The organism is Parabacteroides massiliensis (assembly GCF_900155425.1).
GTDB classification, from domain to species: domain Bacteria; phylum Bacteroidota; class Bacteroidia; order Bacteroidales; family Tannerellaceae; genus Parabacteroides; species Parabacteroides massiliensis.
The window spans coordinates 1,884,334-1,904,880 of the sequence record NZ_LT700191.1 but is presented as its reverse complement, the minus strand read 5'-3'; the positions used below and the strand labels follow the sequence as shown (position 1 = coordinate 1,904,880).

The 20,547-nt window shown below is 47.2% G+C and carries 12 protein-coding genes and 1 pseudogene; 4 read left to right on the top strand and 9 right to left on the bottom strand.

Annotated elements, in window-relative coordinates:
- Nucleotides 1-14 precede the first annotated feature (14 nt).
- The gene (locus BQ9893_RS18655) at nt 15-887 is read left to right on the top strand and encodes a Cbp1 family collagen-binding glycoprotein adhesin (protein WP_075967311.1); all 873 of its coding nucleotides are present in this window, start codon (nt 15-17) and stop codon (nt 885-887) included.
- On the top strand, nt 887-1,579 hold the full coding sequence (locus BQ9893_RS18650) for a YjjG family noncanonical pyrimidine nucleotidase (protein WP_208610829.1): 693 nt from the start codon (nt 887-889) through the stop codon (nt 1,577-1,579). Before BQ9893_RS18655 ends, BQ9893_RS18650 begins: the two co-directional genes overlap by 1 nt.
- A gap of 82 nt (nt 1,580-1,661) precedes the next feature.
- Here the strand turns inward: BQ9893_RS18650 and BQ9893_RS18645 are convergent, their stop codons facing one another.
- From BQ9893_RS18645 to BQ9893_RS18625, 5 genes are all read right to left on the bottom strand, one after another.
- On the bottom strand, nt 1,662-2,147 hold the full coding sequence (locus tag BQ9893_RS18645) for an outer membrane beta-barrel protein (RefSeq protein ID WP_075967309.1): 486 nt from the start codon (nt 2,145-2,147) through the stop codon (nt 1,662-1,664).
- 46 nt (nt 2,148-2,193) lie between these two features.
- Nucleotides 2,194-3,774: a peptide chain release factor 3 gene (locus BQ9893_RS18640; protein WP_075967308.1), complete on the bottom strand. Its 1,581-nt coding sequence runs from the start codon at nt 3,772-3,774 to the stop codon at nt 2,194-2,196.
- Nucleotides 3,775-3,786: 12 nt separating this feature from the next.
- Nucleotides 3,787-4,653 (bottom strand): dTDP-4-dehydrorhamnose reductase, encoded by an 867-nt coding sequence (gene rfbD / locus BQ9893_RS18635; RefSeq protein WP_075967307.1) that lies wholly within the window; start codon nt 4,651-4,653, stop codon nt 3,787-3,789.
- Nucleotides 4,654-4,659: 6 nt separating this feature from the next.
- Nucleotides 4,660-5,208 carry a DUF4924 family protein gene (locus BQ9893_RS18630; RefSeq protein ID WP_075967306.1) on the bottom strand — a complete coding sequence of 183 codons (549 nt, stop codon included), beginning with the start codon at nt 5,206-5,208 and terminating at the stop codon, nt 4,660-4,662.
- A gap of 69 nt (nt 5,209-5,277) precedes the next feature.
- On the bottom strand, nt 5,278-6,213 hold the full coding sequence (locus BQ9893_RS18625; protein WP_075967305.1) for a Mur ligase family protein: 936 nt from the start codon (nt 6,211-6,213) through the stop codon (nt 5,278-5,280).
- Nucleotides 6,214-6,311: 98 nt separating this feature from the next.
- Here BQ9893_RS18625 and BQ9893_RS18620 point away from each other — a divergent pair, with 98 nt between their 5' ends.
- Nucleotides 6,312-7,151 carry an MBL fold metallo-hydrolase gene (locus tag BQ9893_RS18620; RefSeq protein WP_075967304.1) on the top strand — a complete coding sequence of 280 codons (840 nt, stop codon included), beginning with the start codon at nt 6,312-6,314 and terminating at the stop codon, nt 7,149-7,151.
- A 156-nt stretch (nt 7,152-7,307) separates the two neighbouring features.
- Entirely contained in the window at nt 7,308-9,632 is a 2,325-nt protein-coding gene (locus tag BQ9893_RS18615; RefSeq protein WP_075967468.1) for a glycoside hydrolase family 20 protein, read from the top strand.
- 234 nt (nt 9,633-9,866) lie between these two features.
- On the opposite strand, the pseudogene BQ9893_RS22470 reads toward BQ9893_RS18615, so the two are convergent.
- The 4 genes and pseudogenes from BQ9893_RS22470 to pflB all read right to left on the bottom strand — a co-directional run.
- Nucleotides 9,867-10,091, bottom strand: a pseudogene (locus tag BQ9893_RS22470) (DUF6383 domain-containing protein); the annotation flags it as partial.
- A 4,587-nt stretch (nt 10,092-14,678) separates the two neighbouring features.
- Entirely contained in the window at nt 14,679-16,655 is a 1,977-nt protein-coding gene (locus BQ9893_RS18605; RefSeq protein WP_075967303.1) for a T9SS type A sorting domain-containing protein, read from the bottom strand.
- 595 nt (nt 16,656-17,250) lie between these two features.
- Nucleotides 17,251-17,973 (bottom strand): pyruvate formate-lyase-activating protein, encoded by a 723-nt coding sequence (gene pflA, locus BQ9893_RS18595; protein ID WP_075967301.1) that lies wholly within the window; start codon nt 17,971-17,973, stop codon nt 17,251-17,253.
- Nucleotides 17,974-18,017: 44 nt separating this feature from the next.
- Complete coding sequence (gene pflB / locus BQ9893_RS18590; protein ID WP_075967300.1) at nt 18,018-20,258, bottom strand: formate C-acetyltransferase; 2,241 nt, start codon at nt 20,256-20,258, stop codon at nt 18,018-18,020.
- Nucleotides 20,259-20,547: the final 289 nt, after the last annotated feature.

The following is a 20,547-nucleotide window of genomic DNA, read 5'->3' as shown; positions in this document are numbered from 1 at the left end:
ACAACAGAAAGAACATGAAGAAAGTATTAATTGCAACAACGATTTGCACAGCCATGCTGGCCTCCTGCGGACAGAATTCAGCAGATTACAAGAAGCTGAAAGCAGAAAACGACTCTCTGAGAATCGAAAACACCAAAAGCAATGCCGAAATGGATGAAATCCTCAGCACTCTGAACGAGGTAGAGGCCGACATCCAGTCCATCCGCGATGCAGAAAACTATCTCAACATACAACAACAGAAAGGAGACCTGAACAAGAGCAATCGCGAACAGATCAAAGAAAACATGCAGTTGATCAGCGAAACGCTGAAAAAGAACAAACAGCAGATCAGCGAATTGGAAGAGAAGCTGAAAAAGAGCGGAATCCAATCTACCGCTTTGAGAAAAACGATCAGCCGCCTTTCTTCCGAACTTGACCAGAAAGCCAATATGATTGTTGCCTTGCAGGAAGACCTGGCAAAGAAGAATGTACGCATCCAGGAATTGGATGAAATGGTTGCTTCTTTGAACGAAGACGTGGAAGATTTGTCCACCACAACTGCAGCCCAGTCCGAAAAATTGCGTGAACAGGACAAGAAACTCCATACCGCCTATTATTGTTTCGGTACGGCGAAGGAGCTGAAAGACCAGAAAATCCTTTCAGGCGGCGGTTTGTTTGCCAAATCCAAAGTGCTGCAGAACGGTTTCAACAAAGATTATTTCATCTCTATCGATATCCGCGAAGTGAAAGAAATCCCGTTGTTTGCCGGTAAAGCGAAACTGAAATCCAACCATCCTGAAGGTTCTTATGAATTTGTAAAAGACGAAGACGGCAACATGACGTTGAAGATCACTGACGAAAAGGCTTTCTGGAGTCTTGGCAAATATCTGGTGATTGAAGTTGGATGATGAAATACAAAAGTCTTTTTATTGATTTGGACGATACCCTTTGGGACACGTACCATAATAATAAGGAATGCCTCGAAGAAGTATATACCGCTCACCACTTTGACCGGTATTATGCCTCCTTCGAGGCTTTCTTTGATATCTACTGGCCTCATAACAACCGGCTGTGGGAACAATACCGAAACAATGAAATAGACCGCCAGACATTGATTATCGAACGTTTTCGCTACATGCTCCGCCCGTTGGGGATAGAAGACACGAAGTCGGTATTGGCGATCAACAACGAATTCCTCCAGCGGACAACCCACAAGACGCGCCTGGTACCGGGCGCAATCGAGCTATTGGAATACCTGCGTCCCTCCTATCGCATGTATATCCTGTCCAACGGTTTTCGGGAAGTCCAATTCAAAAAACTCTGCAATTCCGGTCTCGCCCCCTATTTCGGAAGGATGATTCTTTCCGAAGATGCCTGTATCCCCAAACCTCATAAAGGAATTTTTGATTTTGCCCTTAAAAACACCAACTCCCGCCGGAGCGAAAGCCTGATGATCGGCGACAGTTGGGAAGCTGACATTATCGGGGCCCACAATTCCAAAATCGACCAACTATGGCTGAACCCGAAAGGATTGCCGGCAAAAGGATTTACGCCGACTTATACGGTCGGAAGCTTGGAGGAGATCAAACATATCTTATGACTTACACCGAAAAGAAAAGGAACCGGAAAAGCCGTCTTCCCGCCCTTTCCGATTCCTTCCTTCTCCATCTGGATGTTTCCTGTCAAAAATTATAATGGAAACCGATGCTGATATTTTCCGTGTCGAAGTTCACACCTGCAAAATCTGATGTTCCGTTATACGAATCGCTATAACCAAGAAATCCGACTTTAGTGACAAAAGATATATGTTCTGTCGCTTTCAAAGAAAGTCCCGGACGCAATCCCAACCGGAAACCAGTATCACCGTCACCGGCGGCAATCCCAATCGTCCCATCGACAAACAATCCTACGATACCCTTCTTATAAAACGTGTAGCGAGCATACGGAGCAAACTGGAAACGATTATAATCATCGTAATGCGTATAACCGATTTCACCACCCACAGCCCATTGGTCAGTCAAATGACATCCTACTTCCGGTGTAATCTGGAAGACAAACTTATCATCTATACTACCGACTGTAAAACCGCCGCCGATATACACCTCCTGTGCACCGGCCGAGCAAATCGCCATAAAGGCAATCATGCATGAAACAAATAACTTCTTCATCTTACTTCATTATAAACATTATAAACTTGTATGATTATAAATCTTATCAGAACTCCGACGTAAAGTGGAACTTGATATCGGGGAAATCCTGTTGTGCCATCATCAAGACATAGCCGGAATCGGCCAGATAGACATCACGTCCTTCTTTGTCGAGTGCCATATACTGTGCCTTACGACGCTTGAAGTTTTCGAGCGCAGCGGCATTGTCACTCTCTATCCAACATGCTTTGTAAAGGCTGATCGGCTCCCACTTGCACTGTGCGCCATATTCGTGGAGCAGGCGGTACTGGATCACTTCGAACTGCAACTGTCCGACCGTACCGATAATCTTGCGCCCGTTGAACTGGTTCGTGAAGAGCTGGGCGACACCTTCATCCATCAACTGCTCGATACCCTTGTTCAACTGCTTGGCCTTCATCGGATCAGCATTTTCGATATACTTGAACATTTCAGGAGAGAAACTCGGCAATCCTTTGAAGTGAAGTTCTTCACCGGATGTCAGCGTATCGCCGATCTTGAAGTTGCCGGTATCGGGCAAACCAATGATATCACCGGCAAAAGCCTCGTCCACCACTTCCTTCTTCTGTGCCATGAAAGCCGTAGGACTGCTGAAACGCATCATCTTTCCGAAACGGACATGCTTGTAGTTGGCATTACGTTCGAAACGTCCGGAACAAATCTTCACGAAAGCGATACAACTGCGATGGTTCGGGTCCATATTGGCATGTATCTTGAAAACGAAGCCGGAGAAGGCATCCTCTTCCGGATCGACCACCCGTTCGACTGCCGATACGGGACGGGGAGAAGGAGCGATATTGATAAAGCAATCCAGCAACTCTTTCACCCCAAAGTTGTTCAAGGCAGAACCAAAGAACACCGGAGCGATGTCTCCTTTCAAGTAAGTATCGACATCGAATTCGGGATAAACGCCTTCTATCAGCTCGATATCGGAACGGAGCTTTTCGGCCTGTTCCGGTTCGATATAGTTTTCCAGTTCCGGGCTGTTGATATCCTTAAATTCGACATTCTCCGTCACATACTGTTTGCTCGGAGTATAAAGGTTCAATTTCTGTTCATATATATTATAGACACCACGGAATCGCTGCCCCATGTCGATCGGCCAGCTCAGCGGTCGCACATGGATATGCAGTTCCTCTTCGATCTCGTCCAGCAAGTCGAACGGGTCCTTACCGTCGCGGTCCATCTTATTGACAAACACAATCACGGGAGTCTTACGCATACGGCAGACTTCCATCAGTTTACGGGTCTGGGCTTCCACACCTTTTGCGGTATCGATCACGATGATCACGCTATCCACAGCCGTCAGCGTACGGAACGTATCTTCGGCGAAGTCCTGGTGGCCGGGCGTATCGAGGATATTGATTTTATGGCCGGAATAGTCGAAAGCCATCACGGAGGTTGCGACGGAGATTCCACGTTGCTTTTCAATTTCCATCCAGTCGGAAGTAGCTGTCTTCTTGATCTTGTTGGATTTTACGGCTCCTGCCACATGAATGGCACCACCAAAAAGCAACAGTTTTTCGGTAAGGGTCGTCTTACCGGCATCCGGGTGGCTGATAATAGCAAACGTTCTTCTTCTCTCAATCTCTTCTGAATACTGACTCATTGTTATCTTATCTTATTTTGTTATTCTTTTCATGCATTCCCGCAAGCTCGCTTCCCAATGGGAAATGCTGATTTTATATGTTGTTTTGATCTTGGCTTTGTTCAGGACACTGAAATGCGGACGGGCGGCTTTCGCCGGATAATCTTTGGACTCGATCGGGAGAACACGGCAAGGCGCATTACCTAACTCCATAATCTTCACGGCAAAATCATACCAGCTGCAAACCCCCTCGTTGGAGAAATGATAGATACCGGGGACGAAAGCACCCGTCTCCGCCTGCTCCAACACATTTAAAATAGCGGCTGCCAAGTCACCGGCATACGTCGGCGAACCGACCTGGTCGAACACGACAGACAACTGCTCCCGTTCATTTCCCAAACGCAACATCGTCTTGACAAAATTATTCCCGAACTCGGAGTAAAGCCAAGCCGTGCGGATGATCACCGCATCCGGGCAAACTTCCAGCAGAGCCTGTTCGCCGGCAAGTTTCGTGCGCCCGTAGACAGAAGCCGGACACGTCTCGTCCGTTTCCACATAAGGCAAATGGTTCGTCCCGTCGAACACATAGTCCGTAGAAACATGGATCACCCTCGCCCCTGCCGCACGCGCCGCCTCGCCTAAGTTCCGTACGGCATCCCGGTTGATACGAAGGCAAAGCGCTTCGTCATCCTCCGCCTTATCCACTGCCGTATAGGCGGCACAGTTTATGATATAATCGGCTTGCTTCTCCTTGACAAAAGCATCCACTGCCCCGGCATCGCAGATGTCGAGCGTATCCACATCCGTAAACACAAACGCATATTGCGGATACCCGACAGCCAACCGACGGACCGAATTACCCAGTTGCCCGTTAGCCCCTGTTACTAAAATCGTTTTCATCTTGTCTTATTCTTCTAATTTCAGCTCTCCGTTCATATCTTCACGATACTTCTCGGCCAGAAGCGCCAGGAACGAGCTGATCTGTTTGATCCCCTCCATCGTTTCGGGGCTGATTTCCTTCCCTTGCATCTTCAGCATCAGGAAACCGTAAATAGCATTGAAACAAGTCTCCAACTCAGGCAAATCCTCGCCGCCCGATTTGGCACGGAGCTGAACGATAAAAGGGAGTGTTTTGTAATAAGCCGCCCCGTACACCATTTCTTTCGGCGATTTCAGAAGACGGAGATGCAGGTCGGTCAGGGCTATGATCACATTCTTGTTCAACTGTATATGTCCCTTTTCCTTCACCCCTTCGCTACGCATCATCTCGATCAGATCCTCATACCATTTGGCAATCTCTTCCTTCACCTCATCCGGCTGGTCGTAACGGTCCACAACCGTGCGACGGATCGAATCCATATCGAAATTGTTGGCACGTATCAGGTCTTCCACCTGCCACATGTACAACAGATATTCGGCTATATTTTCTTTTCTTTTTTGTCTCGCAATAATCATGATTGCAAACTTAGATAAAAATATTGATTTATATGGGAAGATCAAGCATATTTTGCATGCCCACGGAGATCACAGATTCGGGTGGGCCAGAGACATGCTGTATTCGGATAATGCCTGATAGAAATCTGCATCTTTTATTCCTAACTGGCGGCAGGCCAGGCGGGCGGCATTCAGATTGATCAGGAAAAAGCGGTCCGGGATATAAACGGGGAAGTCCCCGTAGCGAGTCTGCAAATAGGTCTTTTCTTCTTTTTCGATTACGACATGCTGGTCGTAGGGCATGGCTGTTATGTCCTCGCGCACCTCCTGCGCAAGCTGCTTGACAACGGGGTCGCCATCGAAATAGATCAATTTTCCCCCGCGCTCGATGGAAGCGGCGAACGTACGGAAAGTCGTATGATAGGCTTCAGGCGTGGCATGGTCGGTTGCGGAAGTCCACATCAGATTGGTCAGAATGGCGATGTGCGGACGGTAGAACTCGAGCTGGAAGCGTTTCTCCAAAGCCGACGTGACATGCTCGTCGCCTTCGATTATCGCAATCCGGGCTTCGTAGCTCAGATGCACACGGTCGGGCAACAAGGGGACTTCGCTGGTCAACGCATAGTCGAACGCAAATTTCTGCCGCTTCAGGGCGCAGACAATCATCGAGATGATCGTTTTCTTTCCCCGGCTGCCGGCAACCACGACCCGCGTCTTTTCTTTCGTCCGCTGAAATATGAATTCAGGAATCGAAAGCACTAATAATCCCAGTTCCTTTGCGCGTATCAATTCGGGGTTGTCCTGGCGGACTGCGGCCCCTAATACCACAAAATGTATATCCTTAGTTAATCTCTCCGGAAACCATCCGTCTCCATGGCAGGTACAACCTTCTTCCCTCAGTCTGGCAAGGGTCGTATCAGTCAGTCCAACACCGGATACGCTTACCTCATATCCTTTTTGGTGGATAGCCAAGGCCAAGTCAAACAACAGAGGCTCGGTTACGGAGATTAAATGAACTTTTCGCATCACTCAGATTTTGCCTGCAAATGTACACAATTTCATTCACCCTTTGTATGAGTTCGAGAGAAAAAACTTCCCTATCTTTGTTCAAAAAAAGTATATTTATGGATATTCAACTTATAGACACAGGCTTTTTCCATGCAGACGGAGGCGCCATGTTCGGTGCAATCCCTAAAACCGCCTGGAGCCGCCGCTACCCGAGCGACGAACAAAACGGATGTATCTTAGCCATGCGCAGTGTATTGGTGCGCGACGGGAACGGGAGAATCATACTCGTCGACAACGGGGCAGGGAACAAACATCTGAAACAGCTCAGCTATTACAAATTCTTCGACCTGGTCGACCTGAAGGATGAACTTCAAAGCCGAGGTGTTGCCTGCGAAGATGTGACGGATGTCGTCCTCACGCATCTCCACTTCGACCATTGCGGATATACGACACAGAAAGAAGTGCAACCGGACGGGAAACATCTTCTTAAAATGACCTTTCCGAACGCCACTCATTGGGTAAGCCGTGCACAATGGGAAAACTTCCTTCACCCGAACGCGCTCGAAGCCGATTCCTATTTCATCGAGAACATGCAGGCCGTTTGCGACAGCGGCAAGCTCCGCCTCATCGAAAGCGACACGACTCTCTGTCCCGGCGTCGACCTGCGTTTGTTCGACGGGCATACGCCGGGGCAAATCGCTCCTTACATCACGACTTCCGAACGCACCTATGTCTTCGCGGGCGATGTCATCCCGTTGGCGGCAAGCGTTTCGCCTCTCTGGATCTCGGCCTACGACACCTGTCCGGTCGTTTCCTACAACGAGAAAATACGGATGTTGGAAGAAGCAACCTCTAAAAAACAGGCGATCATCTACTGCCACGACGCCTATACCCGGTGCAGCACCGTGAAAAAGGTGAACGACTTTTTCACGGTAGACCAAAAAGAACAAAAATAACGTAAGCACCTATCCAAGAAAAAGCGGCCTTCTAACAAGGAAGCCAACTATTTATCTGTACCTTTGCCACAGTATAATTATAAATAAATCTTGATCATCATGAAAAAGACAAATTCCCTTTCACTGAAAATCCCGGAATTTTCGATCCTTAAACGCATGAACAGACTGACAAAGTATGCATGTATCCTGACAGTCATAGCCGGCGGCATGGCTTGTTCGGGTGGGGAAAAAGCACAAGGCGACTACGCCATAATCCCGCTTCCGCAAGAAGTGGCGACACAAGGCAGCGCTCCGTTCCTGTTAAAACCGTCTACCCCGATCTCTTATAAGGAAGGTGATACGGAGATGGAACAGACTGCCCGTTTCCTCGCCTCCTACATCAAAGAGGCCACGGGCTATGAACCGAAAGTGGGCACAGGAAACGCAGACAAAGGCATTCATCTGTCGATCGCTTCCGACATCCGGAACCCGGAAGGCTACCGCCTGCTGGTCAGCGAGAACGGCATCGAGATCGCCGGAGCATCCAACGCCGGCATTTTCTATGGCGTGCAAACCTTGCGCAAAGCGCTCCCCGCCGTGGCCGAAGGTATGGCCATCGAACTTCCGGCTGTCAGCATCAACGACTATCCGCGTTTCCCGTATCGCGGCATGCACCTCGATGTTTCCCGCCATTTCTTCCCGACCGACTCGGTCAAGAAGTTTATCGACATTCTTGCCCTGCACAACATGAACCGTTTCCATTGGCATCTGACGGACGACCAGGGATGGCGTATCGAGATCAAGAAATATCCGGAACTGACCCGGATAGGGACACAACGCCGGGAGACAGTCATCGGCCGCAACTCCGGCAAATATGACGGCAAGCCGTATGGCGAAGGCATGTTCTACACGCAGGACGAAATTCGCGACGTGATCGCTTATGCCCAAGAACGTTTCATTACGATCATCCCCGAAATAGACCTTCCGGGACACCAATTGGCAGCCATCACGACCTACCCCGAACTGGGTTGTACGGGCGGACCGTACGAAGTGTGGACACAGTGGGGCGTTTCTGACGAGGTGATCTGTGCCGGTAACGAAAAAGCCATGATCTTCCTCGAAGACGTGCTCGGCGAGGTGATCGACCTCTTCCCGTCCGAATATATACATGTAGGCGGTGACGAATGCCCGAAAGTGCGTTGGAAAAGTTGCCCGAAGTGCCAAGCCCGCATCAAGGCGGAAGGTCTCAAAGGGAACGACAAGCACACGGCCGAAGAACGCCTGCAAAGCTATGTCATCGAACGCATGGAGAAATTCGTCGAAAGCAAAGGACGGCATATCATCGGTTGGGACGAAATCCTGGAAGGCGGACTGGCTCCGAACGCAACGGTGATGAGCTGGCGTGGCGTAAACGGCGGTATCGAAGCTGCCAAACAGAAACATAATGTGATCATGACGCCCAACTCTTACCTCTATTTCGACTATTACCAGTCTACCGACACGGAACACGACCCGCTTGCCATCGGCGGTTATCTGCCGTTGGAACGCGTCTATTCGTTCGAACCGACTGCCGGAATACCGGAAGAATACCGGAAATATGTGATCGGCGTGCAAGCGAACCTCTGGACAGAATATATCCCGACATTCAGCCAGGTCGAATACATGGTATTGCCTCGTATGGACGCATTGGCCGAAATACAATGGACAAACGCACCGAAAGACTTCAAGGCATTCCTGCCTCGCCTGGTCCGCATGACCGAGCTTTACAACCGTTTGGGCTACAACTACGCCAAACACATCTTCGACGTTCGCGCCTCCTTCGCTACCGATGGTGACAAAGGGGAAATCGTCGTAACGCTCGAAACCGAAGGGAACGCCGATATCCATTACACGCTCGACGGCAGCGAACCGACGGCAGCCTCCCCGAAATACGAAGCGCCTCTCCGCATCAAACAAAATGCAGAGGTGAAAGCCATTGCTGTCCGCCCGACCGGAAACAGCCGCATCTTCTCTGAAAAGATCGATTTCAACAAGGCAACAGCCAAACCGGTCACCTTGAAGGTGGCCCCCAGCAGAGGATATGACTTCAACGGTGGACCGGAACTGACCGATGGCCTGAGCGGCAACGATAACTACAAGACCGGACGTTGGTTGGGGTTCCAAGGCAAGGACCTCGATGCCGTTATCGACCTGAAAGAACCGGCCGAATTCAGCCACATTTCTTTCAACACGAATGTCGTGAAAGGAGATTGGATCATGGGCGCGGCAGGCGTTACCGTAAAAATTTCGGACGACGGGCAGAACTTCAAAGAAGTAGCATCCAAAACAATCCCGTCTTTAGGCAAAAATGACCCAGACGGCCTTTACCCGCAAGAAATATCTTTCGATCCGGTAAAAGCCCGCTACGTCGAGATCATCATCAAGAGCGACAAACTTCCGGCCTGGCACGGAGGCGCAGGTAATTCGGCGTTCTTGTTTGTAGACGAGATCAAGCTCCGGTAAGCAAACCGATAATCACCAAACAGACAAAGCCCCGGAGATGACTGACACCTCCGGGGCTTGTTTTTTTCCGTTTTCTTTCTTCGCAGAAATACTCACAGCATGAACTTTATTTCAATACTTTAGTATTATTAATATTTGACCGCTTGTTCACCTTCTCAGGATACTTAGAGGGCGTATAGGATTCCACTCTGCGCGGCCTTACATTTTAGAATTATTTGATTATAAATCGTCTTCTTATTTTACGATTGCCTTTACAGCCTTTTCACCTTCAACAGCTACTACAACTACACCCTGAGGAGCAGCGATTGTAACGTTGTCAGATGTCATAACCGTATTAGCGATTGTCTGGCCTAAGACGTTGTTTACAACAACCTTCTTACCGGCAGCGTTCATAACGACAACCTGACCCTTACCGGCAACAACCTTTACAGTTGCAGCGTTGATAGTTTCATTAGCTGTCGGAGCTTCGATACCTTCGAATGCTACGTTACCAGAACCACCTTCGTCGATTGAAGTATGGATGTCAGCCAAAGCAGAACGAGAAGCGTTAACCTTTTCACAATCGCTGTGAGCAATTACACGTACTTCGTAGTTTGTGCTTGCAGCCATATTGACTACAGTGACTTTAGTATCGGTTGTCTTTTCAGATGTAGCGAGAGCTTTGAAGTCGGCAGTCGGGTATTCAACCTTAACAGTTGACCAGTCAGCCGTATTGAAGCTACCGCGGTTCATCAAGATTACACCGCCGTCAACAGTCTTACGATACAGGTGAGAATAAGTGTTGTCGAATTCATAAACGTCGATCTGACGGTTCGTGTCGTATTCGCACAGACGAATCTTGTAGATGATATCTTCTGACAATTCAGCATCGAATGACTTAACAACAAGTTCTTCAGATACCCATACATCCGGGTTGATCTCTTCGCGGCTGATCACTTCAGGAGCAACAACAACTTTACCGTTCTTGTCGTAACCTGTCAGTTCCAAGAAGTAGTTGATAGCGATATCTTTGTTGATATCCTTACCGGTACCGTTCTTCAAAGTAACCTTGATAGAGTTGTTTTCAGCCAAAACCTGAGAGATGAATACATTTTCAGAAATCGGATCTACAACAGTGTTACCAATCTGAACTGTATAGTAGTCAGCACCAGGAACAGATTCCCAGTTGATTTCGGCACGGCCACCGTTCGTCTTGATAACGTCAACAGCGAAACCGCCTGCCAAAACAGGAGCATGAGTCAGAGACAATTCCTGTTTCAAGTTTTCACACAGACCGTCTACAGAGAATACACCTTCTGTGTTGCACAAGTCGTCTACATCCGGAGTTGCAGTGATAGTTACCGGCCAAGCGATAGTACCTGTAATAGCACCATCTTCGTTCAGCGTGTCTTTAGCAGCAACATAGATGTCGATTTCTTCATCACTTGTATAAACGCCATCGGCTACGATCGGCAGAACAGCTTCGATTACATTGCCATCCAACATTGGATCATCCTTGCTCAACGGCAGGTCACGACCCTGTACGTAGATAACGCCGTCTTTCGATTCACCGGCCAATACTTCGTCGAACGAGTAAGCTGCGATCTTGTCCTTACCAGCTCTGTCAGAAGACAGCCACAATTCAGGAACGCGAACGTCACCCTTGATAACTGTAGAAACAGAATCAGCTTCGTAAGCAGCATAGTGGTTGAAGATATTCAACTTGCCGTCAAATAGGTAACCATGATTTTCCTTATCCAGGTCATAAACGAATACAGAATCGTGTCCTGCAGTCTGAACCGGTTTGAGGACAACTTCATCCTTCAAGTAGTTCATAGCAACCAAATCACCGTTTACAGTGATGTTTTCAACCTCAGCTTTAGCCTTGTCAGCAGCCTTCGGAGCGAAATCAGTAGAAACGATGAACAAAGCTTCACCATATTCATTCGGAACCAAAGATCCGTCTTCAGCAACAGAACCCAAGATAGGAAGAACGGTACGTTTGAATGCGCCCGGAGCAGCTTCGTAAGCATACAACTCTACATTGTTGATCAAGTTCAAACCGGCAACGATGAAGTTATGATCTCTCTTGATGCCATTCAGACATTCAGAACCAACATAGTAAGAACCATGATCTTTAGCATAGAAGTCTTTGTAGATTCCGTGGATATGACCGTTAGGCAGATCACCGAAACGATTGTTTACAAAGTCTGCGAAGTTTGCATAAGAAGCAATCGAGTGGTCTGTAGTCATAGTTGTGATCAAGCCCTTAGAAGTAGAACCTGTTGTATAGAACTCATTATAAGCATTGCCTACAACGATACCGAACTGAGCAACATGGTTCCAAGAGTTAGCCCACAGAGGAATATCACCTCTGAAGAGATCTCTCAAACCTTCCAACAATGTATATCTTTCGTTGTACGGACGATAAACAACCTGTACAGGGATACCATCTTCTTTCAAAGCAGCCTGCATAGCTGGAGTACTCAGATCGACTTTGATATACAATGTATCGGTTACATTCTGACCACGCCATGCAGAAGCAGCGTCGTTAGCATTGCTTGTTGCGCTCCAGCTTGCTTTTACATACTGCTGTTTAGCATTGTAAGTGAAGAAGAAGCCATTAGTCGTCTGTTCGAAGCTGTCATCTTTGTAAGAATAACCTTCTGCAGGTAACCAGTTCTTATCTCCAGTAACATCATTTGCCCACAAGTCGATATTGAATTTCTCTTTGAAGACTTTGATTGTAGCGATACCATTTGCATCTTTTTCAACATTTTCACCGGCAAAAATACGGATTGTATGTTCACGAGATCTCATGGCAGTTTCGTCCAATGCACCAGTTCTGTAACCAGAGAAGTAAGCATCTACACGGCCAGTGTTGATATCCATAGCGTCGATAGCTTTAGCCAACATAGCTCCACCCAGAGCAGTTGAATCGCCTTCGAAACGATACCATACGAAAGCCTGAGCACATTTAGCGACAACCGGACCTTCATATACAGCTTCATCCTTACCAGCCTTCAGATCTGCACCTGTATATTTGTACTTGCTAACTTCATAAGTCAATTCATCTGCCAAAGCGAATTTTTCGATCGGATTCAGAGATTCGCTATTGCTGATGTTAACATCCTTACGTACGCAACGGAATACCGGGTGAACAGAAATAACGTTCTTTTCCAGTTTACCTGTACAGTCGATAATCGAAAGCGGACCTTCAAACGGTTCGTCAGGGAAGATAGCATCTTCAAATACAATAGATGTATTCAGGTTCCAATTGATCTTGTCGTAGTCGTAAATTTCATATTCAGGAGCAGCAGCTTTTGCAGGCAAAATATGAGTTGCACCTTCTTGTCTGATAAAGTATACGTTATCTTTTGTAACAACTCTCCAACCGATCTGAACAGCATCATCGTCATAACGTTCTGTTGCATTTTCATCGGCTTTTGTATCATTGTTCAAATAGAAACCGCCATCAACATCAGCAAAATTCGGAAGGTTCTTGAATTCAATAGCGTTAGCGTACTGAACTTCACGATATTTTGTAAATGTCAGTTCGTCAGCTTCTTTGTATACAGGAACAGAATTACCTTTCAGAACAACCTTAGCTGTATCTGTGCTGCGAGCAGATGTTGTAGCCTTGATATACTCATCTTCGAATGTACCAACTGTCAACGGCTCGAAAGCATAGGTCATCGTAACCTTATATTCGTTGGCAAATTTTTCACCATTTGCTTCAATGAAGAATTCTCTCGGAATACGGTAAGTAATCAAAGAGTCCTGACCAACCAAAGCGCCTGTTGTAAATTTCGTTACATCTTTACCGATTTTACCGTTTTTGCTTGCTATTTCAGCAAAATCAAAGAATTTATCTTCCTTGGTAGGATCACTCACGTTTGACACCTTAATGCCATGCAGTCTAAACGGATGGGCAGCAGAGATTTCATAGAAAGCAGGTCTTTCACCTTCATAGCGCAATTCTTCTGACAACTCATTGCCTTCGTTAGGATAGATATCACCACGAGCAGCTGCACCCAGTTCTGTCATATCCAATGTATTCCAGAACTTAACTGTAGTTTCCAATGTCTTCAGATCGCAATCGGTAGTACGGCCGGCACCAGCTTCCAAAACTTCATTATCTGCAACAGCCAAAGTAACTTCCGGACGCAAGAAATCGATATGAACATCGCTGATTACCAACAACGGTTCAGTAACGTCAGTTTGACCATCCTGAACAGGGTTTTCAGAAGTGATGATCACACGAATGATCTTATTGTCCAAATCTCCGACTTTCAGATTTTCGCCTGCATTCACATTAGAAGTCTGGATGGCCCATTCTTCCGGTTTTCCTAAATGATTCTTGTCAGCTACATAAGTATACTCATTCAGGTCTTTAACCTTAGTTCCATCCAAATTGTAAATAGTAGCATGTACGTTGTAAGTACGAGAAACATTGATTTCGGCTTTATCACCGTATGAATCCAATTTCACTTGAATTCTGTTGACATCAGAAAGGCCTCTTGTGCTGTAAACGAATTCAACGCGAGCATTAGCCGAATAGTTCGGATAAATACCCAAACCGTATTCAGTACCTTCTTCATTCAAAGCAACTTTGAAAACAGAAGAACTCTTGATCGGTTCATGGTTCTTAACCTCATCATAAGACCAAGCCTGGAAAAGACCGTTTACAACCTCATTCCCGTCTGTATTAGCAAAACTAATTGCCAAACCCGGAAGCAGATCGACACCCAGGTTGCTGAAATCGAACGTTGAGCAGTAACGAGCAACATTGTCATGGCTCGGTTTAGCTGCCTGAGTCAGATCCATCTTCACGTAGTCGCGAAGATTCTTGTCCAAATCTGTCGACTCCGTACCGAATTTACCATTTGTCACCTTTGTCCACCCCGGCTGTGCTTTTTCAATAGGCGGATTCACAGCTTCCGTAATATTCGCCCAAGAAAGAACACCCGTGCCGAACAAGGTCATAGCACCAAGAAGGACTACGCCTCCTTTTCTAAGAGTACTTTTTTTCATGTGTTAAACAATTTAATTAATAATAAATATTGATTATCTCACTTTTATTTTGAAACTTTTCGTAACAGCGTTCGTCTGAACCATAACCACATAAACTCCGCCCGGCAATCCGTCCGTAACCAAGACTGCTGTAGGAGAATCTCCTTTTTCTTTCCGGAGGATCCGACCGGCCATATCGACCAGTGTAACCGATTCAATCGACTCACCTTTCAATGAAGAAATCTCCACATAACTATCGGTCTGACGATAGAGCAGATCCGCCACTTCCGGTTGTTTAGCACTTGCTGTAGGCGCTGACCGTTCAGTCAACGTCAAAAGGCTCCAGCCGCCCTGTTCATGCAGGTTCAACGGATTGGCCGTCCCGATATAGAGTTGCCCGTCATGGACCAACATATTACGTATCCCGTAGGCTGCCGGATTACCAAAACCATCATTCGTCACCAAAGACGGTTCCTTCTCCGGATCATCGATCACCAGGCAGTCATAGCCATATTGTTTCTTATCGACTTTGAGCATATTCAGCACCAATGAAGAACTCATGCCACCCAAAGAAAATTCCGAAGAATTCAACGCCGGCTCTATCAGGTCTGACATATCCATCGTTCCGATATATAATTTGTCGTTATACACTTCCATCGACCAGATGTAGTTGAGGAAAAGGTTACCGGCACCGCTACGCCCCCATTTCGGTTTGTAGCCGGAAGCATTGGGTTTGATCTCCCACTTCTTCTTCGCCCGGTCAAACTGAGGCAACTTCTCTTCGCCATAGAGCATCACCACATCATCTTTGCTCGAAAAGTCAGAAGCCGAGAAAAGCGCAGACGAACGCCAAGCGCCCAAGACCGCAGCCAATATATCTTCTTGCGAAGTAAGACCGTAATAAGCAGGAAGCACAGACAGATAAGCCCAAGGGATATGCAGGAAGCCCCAATACAAACGGCCTTTATAGGATTTAAAGCCGCCGATACCCGTCAGTCTCAAGACAAAAGGATCGATCTCGTAGTCGGACATGCTCCAAACAGTTTCCCAAGTTGCCGCATGATCGGCAGTGAGCCCGCCTTCGGGAAGCTCCGGGCTGCGGAAAATCATTGCAGGCCATCCCCCTACATAGATACGTCCGTCATGGAAAGCCAATTCTGCCGCTTCTGCAGCAGTATAGCCGACCACTTCAAACTGGAAGGGATTTTCCGCATTTCCTCTCCAACGAAGGATCGCACCACCTGATTTTTCGCCATGCACATAGCGTACGCCACAATAAAGCACACCATCGATAACCAACCATTTCCGGATATTCGTCACCTGAAAACCTTCTATATTAGATACATTTTCGAAATGGCTAAGCCCCAAGAACGTATCGTCCTTGGTAGAATAAGCGTAAACCGTCAACCCATGCTTGGTATCCGGCCCACCTAAAAAGACCACATCATTCAAACTTCCGGCAGAACGAAGCCCTGTGCAAGCCGTGCCTTTGACCGCCTCGTCGTCAGGCGTCAAATCCTTAACAACCCCGCTATTGGGTTCATAGACATAAACCCTCGGAGGCAAAGCTTCATTGCTCGAACCTTCGGGACAATCGCACGTCCAGTCGGATGTTTCATAGGCTGTAGTAGCCGCTTCGCCAACAATGGCAAATGCAAGGCAAAGCAAATTGTTTGTCGTCCCCCAATATATCTTATCGCTTGTGCTTGTCAAGCCCCATACATAAGAACCATTTATCTTCAACCGCCCTCCGGCCTCCAAACAGGCTTCGCAATCAATTCCCATCGGATCATAGGTGTTTTTCGGATTGCTCAAACCGAAATAACACCCATCGACAGGAGCGTCGTATACATTATATATAGATATGTTTTCATTCGTACCGAGAGGGAGGCTGGTACGACCGTCCATCTGATACCCGTACAAAGCCATGATGTCGGCCGACAAAGATGGTATTTGCGCAGAAACATGACTCACGATTCCCCAACAAACCAGTGAAGCCACAGTCAATAAAGATGTAAAACGTCCAAACATATGCTATTTCTTTTCTTACAACATTCGCATCTTATTCATGAACTCTTAAAAAATGTACGTTGACAATGAAAACGTACGTTTAAATTTGTCATTTTTCCGATGCTTTGGAGCGTTTTGTATCGGAAAGCAGGTTTTTCGTCCCTGTTTAGCTATCTGATTGATAAGAAAGAATATAGAAATGGGAAAATAATTTGATGAAAGGATTGCAGGTTTAAAAAGTAGTTGTATTTTTGTAGCTGAAAAATGGCGAATAAAAATGTACGTTTTTTTAGTCATTTTGGTTTCTTCCGCTATCTTTCTTATCCACAAGAATTTACAAACAAGAAATGAGCCGAATTCACCCCTCAGAAACAGGCTTTTCCGTTATTTTGCATCAAAGAAATATATTTCTAAGTTACAAGAACTTGCACGTTTTTATTCAAGTAATACTACAAGTAAAAAATTACTGTTTTTGAAAAAAAGAAGAAAAAAAGGGGACAAAAGGGGTTTTAGGCAGCAAAAAGAAAAACTATCCATAAAACCCCGGAATTACAGGAAGGTAGAAAAGAATATTCTTTGAGAATCAAATAGTATCATGAAAGGAATCCGATGCGGTTTATACGGTTATCCCATGTTTTCGGAAGATTGCTTTTGCATTGGCCAGGCGCTCTGCCGAAAGTGGTTCCACACCTTTCAGCTTATAGTCCAAGCCTTGTGCCTCATACTTGTAGGTTCCCATCGTGTGGTAAGGCAGGAGTTCGGCTTTCCGAACCACTTTATAGCGGCTGATGTATTCGGCCAATTTTTCCAGGTCCTCATCATTATCCGTCAGGCCGGGAACAACCACATGGCGGATCCACACGGGAATGCCGCGTTTCTCCAGCTCATCAAGAAAACGCAAGGTGTTATCGAGCTTCACAGCAGTCAGGCGGGGATGAAGCCCGGCATCGATCGTCTTGATGTCCAACAGGACCAGATCGACATATTCAAGAACTTCCAATGCTTTGCCGGAGCAGATATAGCCGGAAGTATCCAACGCCGTATGGATACCGTTCTCACGGCAAAGGCGGAAAAACTCTTTAAGGAATTCCGGTTGCAGCAAAGGTTCGCCACCGGTCACGGTAACACCGCCTTTAGCGATAAAATTCTTATAGCGCAGCACTTCGGCAAGCAACGCTTCGGGTTCCAGCCGATAAGGCGTCTCGCGCTTTACCTCCCAAGTATCCGGATTGTGGCAATAGAGGCAACGAAGCGGACAACCTTGCATAAAAATGACAAAGCGAATTCCGGGACCGTCAACGGTCCCGAAACTCTCTAAAGAATGAATGCGCCCCAACATATTAATCAATGGACTTTAAACAATTGACAATTGAGAATTGACAATTATAAACTGCTGTTGATGGTGCGCGAGATGACGTCGAGCTGTTGTTCGCGTGTCAGCTTGACGAAGTTGACGGCATAGCCCGAAACACGGATCGTAAGTTGCGGGTATTTCTCCGGATGCTCCATCGCATCGACCAACAGTTCTTTATCGAACACGTTCACATTCAGGTGTTGGCCACCATCGGGCGTGAAATAGCCGTCCAACAGGCTCACCAAGTTGTTCACCTGGATATCGCGTTCCTTACCCAACGTAGCGGGTGAAACGGCAAATGTATAGGAAATACCGTCATGCGCATGCTGGAAAGGCAGTTTGGCTACAGAAGCCAAAGCGGCGACAGCCCCTTTCGTATCGCGTCCGTTCATCGGGTTGGCTCCCGGAGCGAACGGCGTACCACCCGGACGGCCGTCGGGAGTCGTTCCGGTTTTCTTTCCGTAAACCACGTTTGATGTGATCGTCAGAATGGATTGTGTCGGCGTAGCATTGCGGTATGTCTGATGCTGGCGCAGGTATTCCATGAACTTCTCGGTAATGTCGACAGCAATACTGTCCGTACGGTCGTCATTGTTTCCGAAAGGCACATATTCGCCTTCGCGTTCGAAGTCGACAGCCAAACCGCGTTCGTCACGGATCACTTTCACTTTCGTGTCACGGATGGCAGCCAGCGAGTCGGCAACGATAGAAAGGCCGGCGATACCGGTTGCGCGGATACGTTCCACGTCTCCGTCATGAAGCCCCATTTCGAATGCCTCATACGCATATTTATCGTGCATGTAGTGGATGATCTTCAGCGCATTGACATAGACTTTTGCCAACCAGCGCATCATCTGCTCGTATTTCTCCATCACTTCGTTGTAATCCAGATACTCGCTGGTGATCGGTTCGAAGCGGGGAGCCACCTGCACACCCGATTTCTCGTCGCGTCCGCCATTGATCGCATACAACAAACACTTGGCCAGGTTGGCACGAGCTCCGAAATACTGCATCTGCTTGCCGATCTTCATCGGAGACACACAGCAGGCGATGCCGTAATCGTCGCCATAGTCCGGACGCATCAGGTCGTCGTTCTCGTACTGGATGGCAGAGGTGTCGATCGAAACTTTCGCACAGAAGTTTTTCCAGTTGTCCGGAGCATTGTTGAACCAAAGCACCGTCAGATTGGGTTCGGGTGCCGGGCCGAGGTTATACAAGGTATGCAGATAGCGGTAAGAAGTCTTTGTCACCAACGAGCGGCCGTCGACGCCTTGCCCGCCCAGCGATTCGGTCACCCAAACAGGGTCGCCGGAGAACAGGTCGTTGTATTCCGGTGTACGCAGGAAACGGACAATACGCAGTTTGATGATAAACTGGTCGATCAGCTCCTGTGCTTCCTCTTCCGTCAGCTTGCCTTCGCGGAGATCCTTTTCAATGTAAATATCGAGGAATGTGGAAGTACGTCCGAGAGACATGGCCGCTCCATCCTGGTCCTTTACGGCAGCCAGGTAAGCCAGATACAGGAACTGCACGGCTTCGCGGGCATCTTTTGCCGGACGAGTCACATCGAAACCATAACCGGCACACATTTTCTCGAAGGCTTTCAGTGCCTTGATCTGTTCCGTTATCTCCTCACGGCTCCGGATGATTTCTTCCGTCAACTCCTGGATATCGAGACGTTTCTGGAAATGTTTCTTTTCTTCGATCAGGATCCGGGTACCGTACAGAGGCACACGGCGGTAGTCACCGATGATACGTCCGCGGCCGTAGGCATCAGGCAGCCCCGTGATGATGGCAGAACGGCGTGCAGCCACCATCTCGTCCGTATAAGCAGAGAAAACACCTTCGTTGTGCGTCTTTCTGTATTTGGTGAAGATTTCCTTTGTCATCGGGTCCAAATGATAGCCATAGGCTTCCAGGCTGTTTTCGACCATGCGGATACCACCTTTCGGGAAGATACCGCGTTTCAACGGGGCGTCTGTCTGCAATCCGACGATCACCTCGTTTTCCTTATCGATATAACCGGGTCCGTATGTATCGATTCCTTGGGGAAGTTTTGTTTCGGCATCATATACCCCTTTTTCCCTTTCCACCTTAAACATTTCGGTCAGTTTGTTCCACACTTTCTTCGTTTTCTCCGAAGAGGGTACGAGGAAAGCATCGTCTCCTTCGTAAGGTTTGTAATTGTTCTGGATAAAATCTCTTACATTGATCTCTTTTTTCCAGGTTTCACCTTTGAACTGCTTCCAGTTCTCATTTTCAAACATCATAAGCTTATCTTGTCTAATTCGGTTTAGGCGTGCAAAGATAAGTCTTTTCTTCTATCCAAAAACCATTGTAAAAGAAGAGGAATGTTAAACTGAAGAAAAATACCTACAAATAGGGATAAAGGAATTCACAAGGCAACATATAAAACAACGAAACCCCGGCAGTACAAATACTACCGGGGCTTGTTTTTGCCTGCACCTTATCTTCACAGAGGGAGATGCAGAAGAATTTTTAATTTCATTACTTTAGTATTATTAATATTAAATCCAACCGCTTGTTCACCTGTCACAG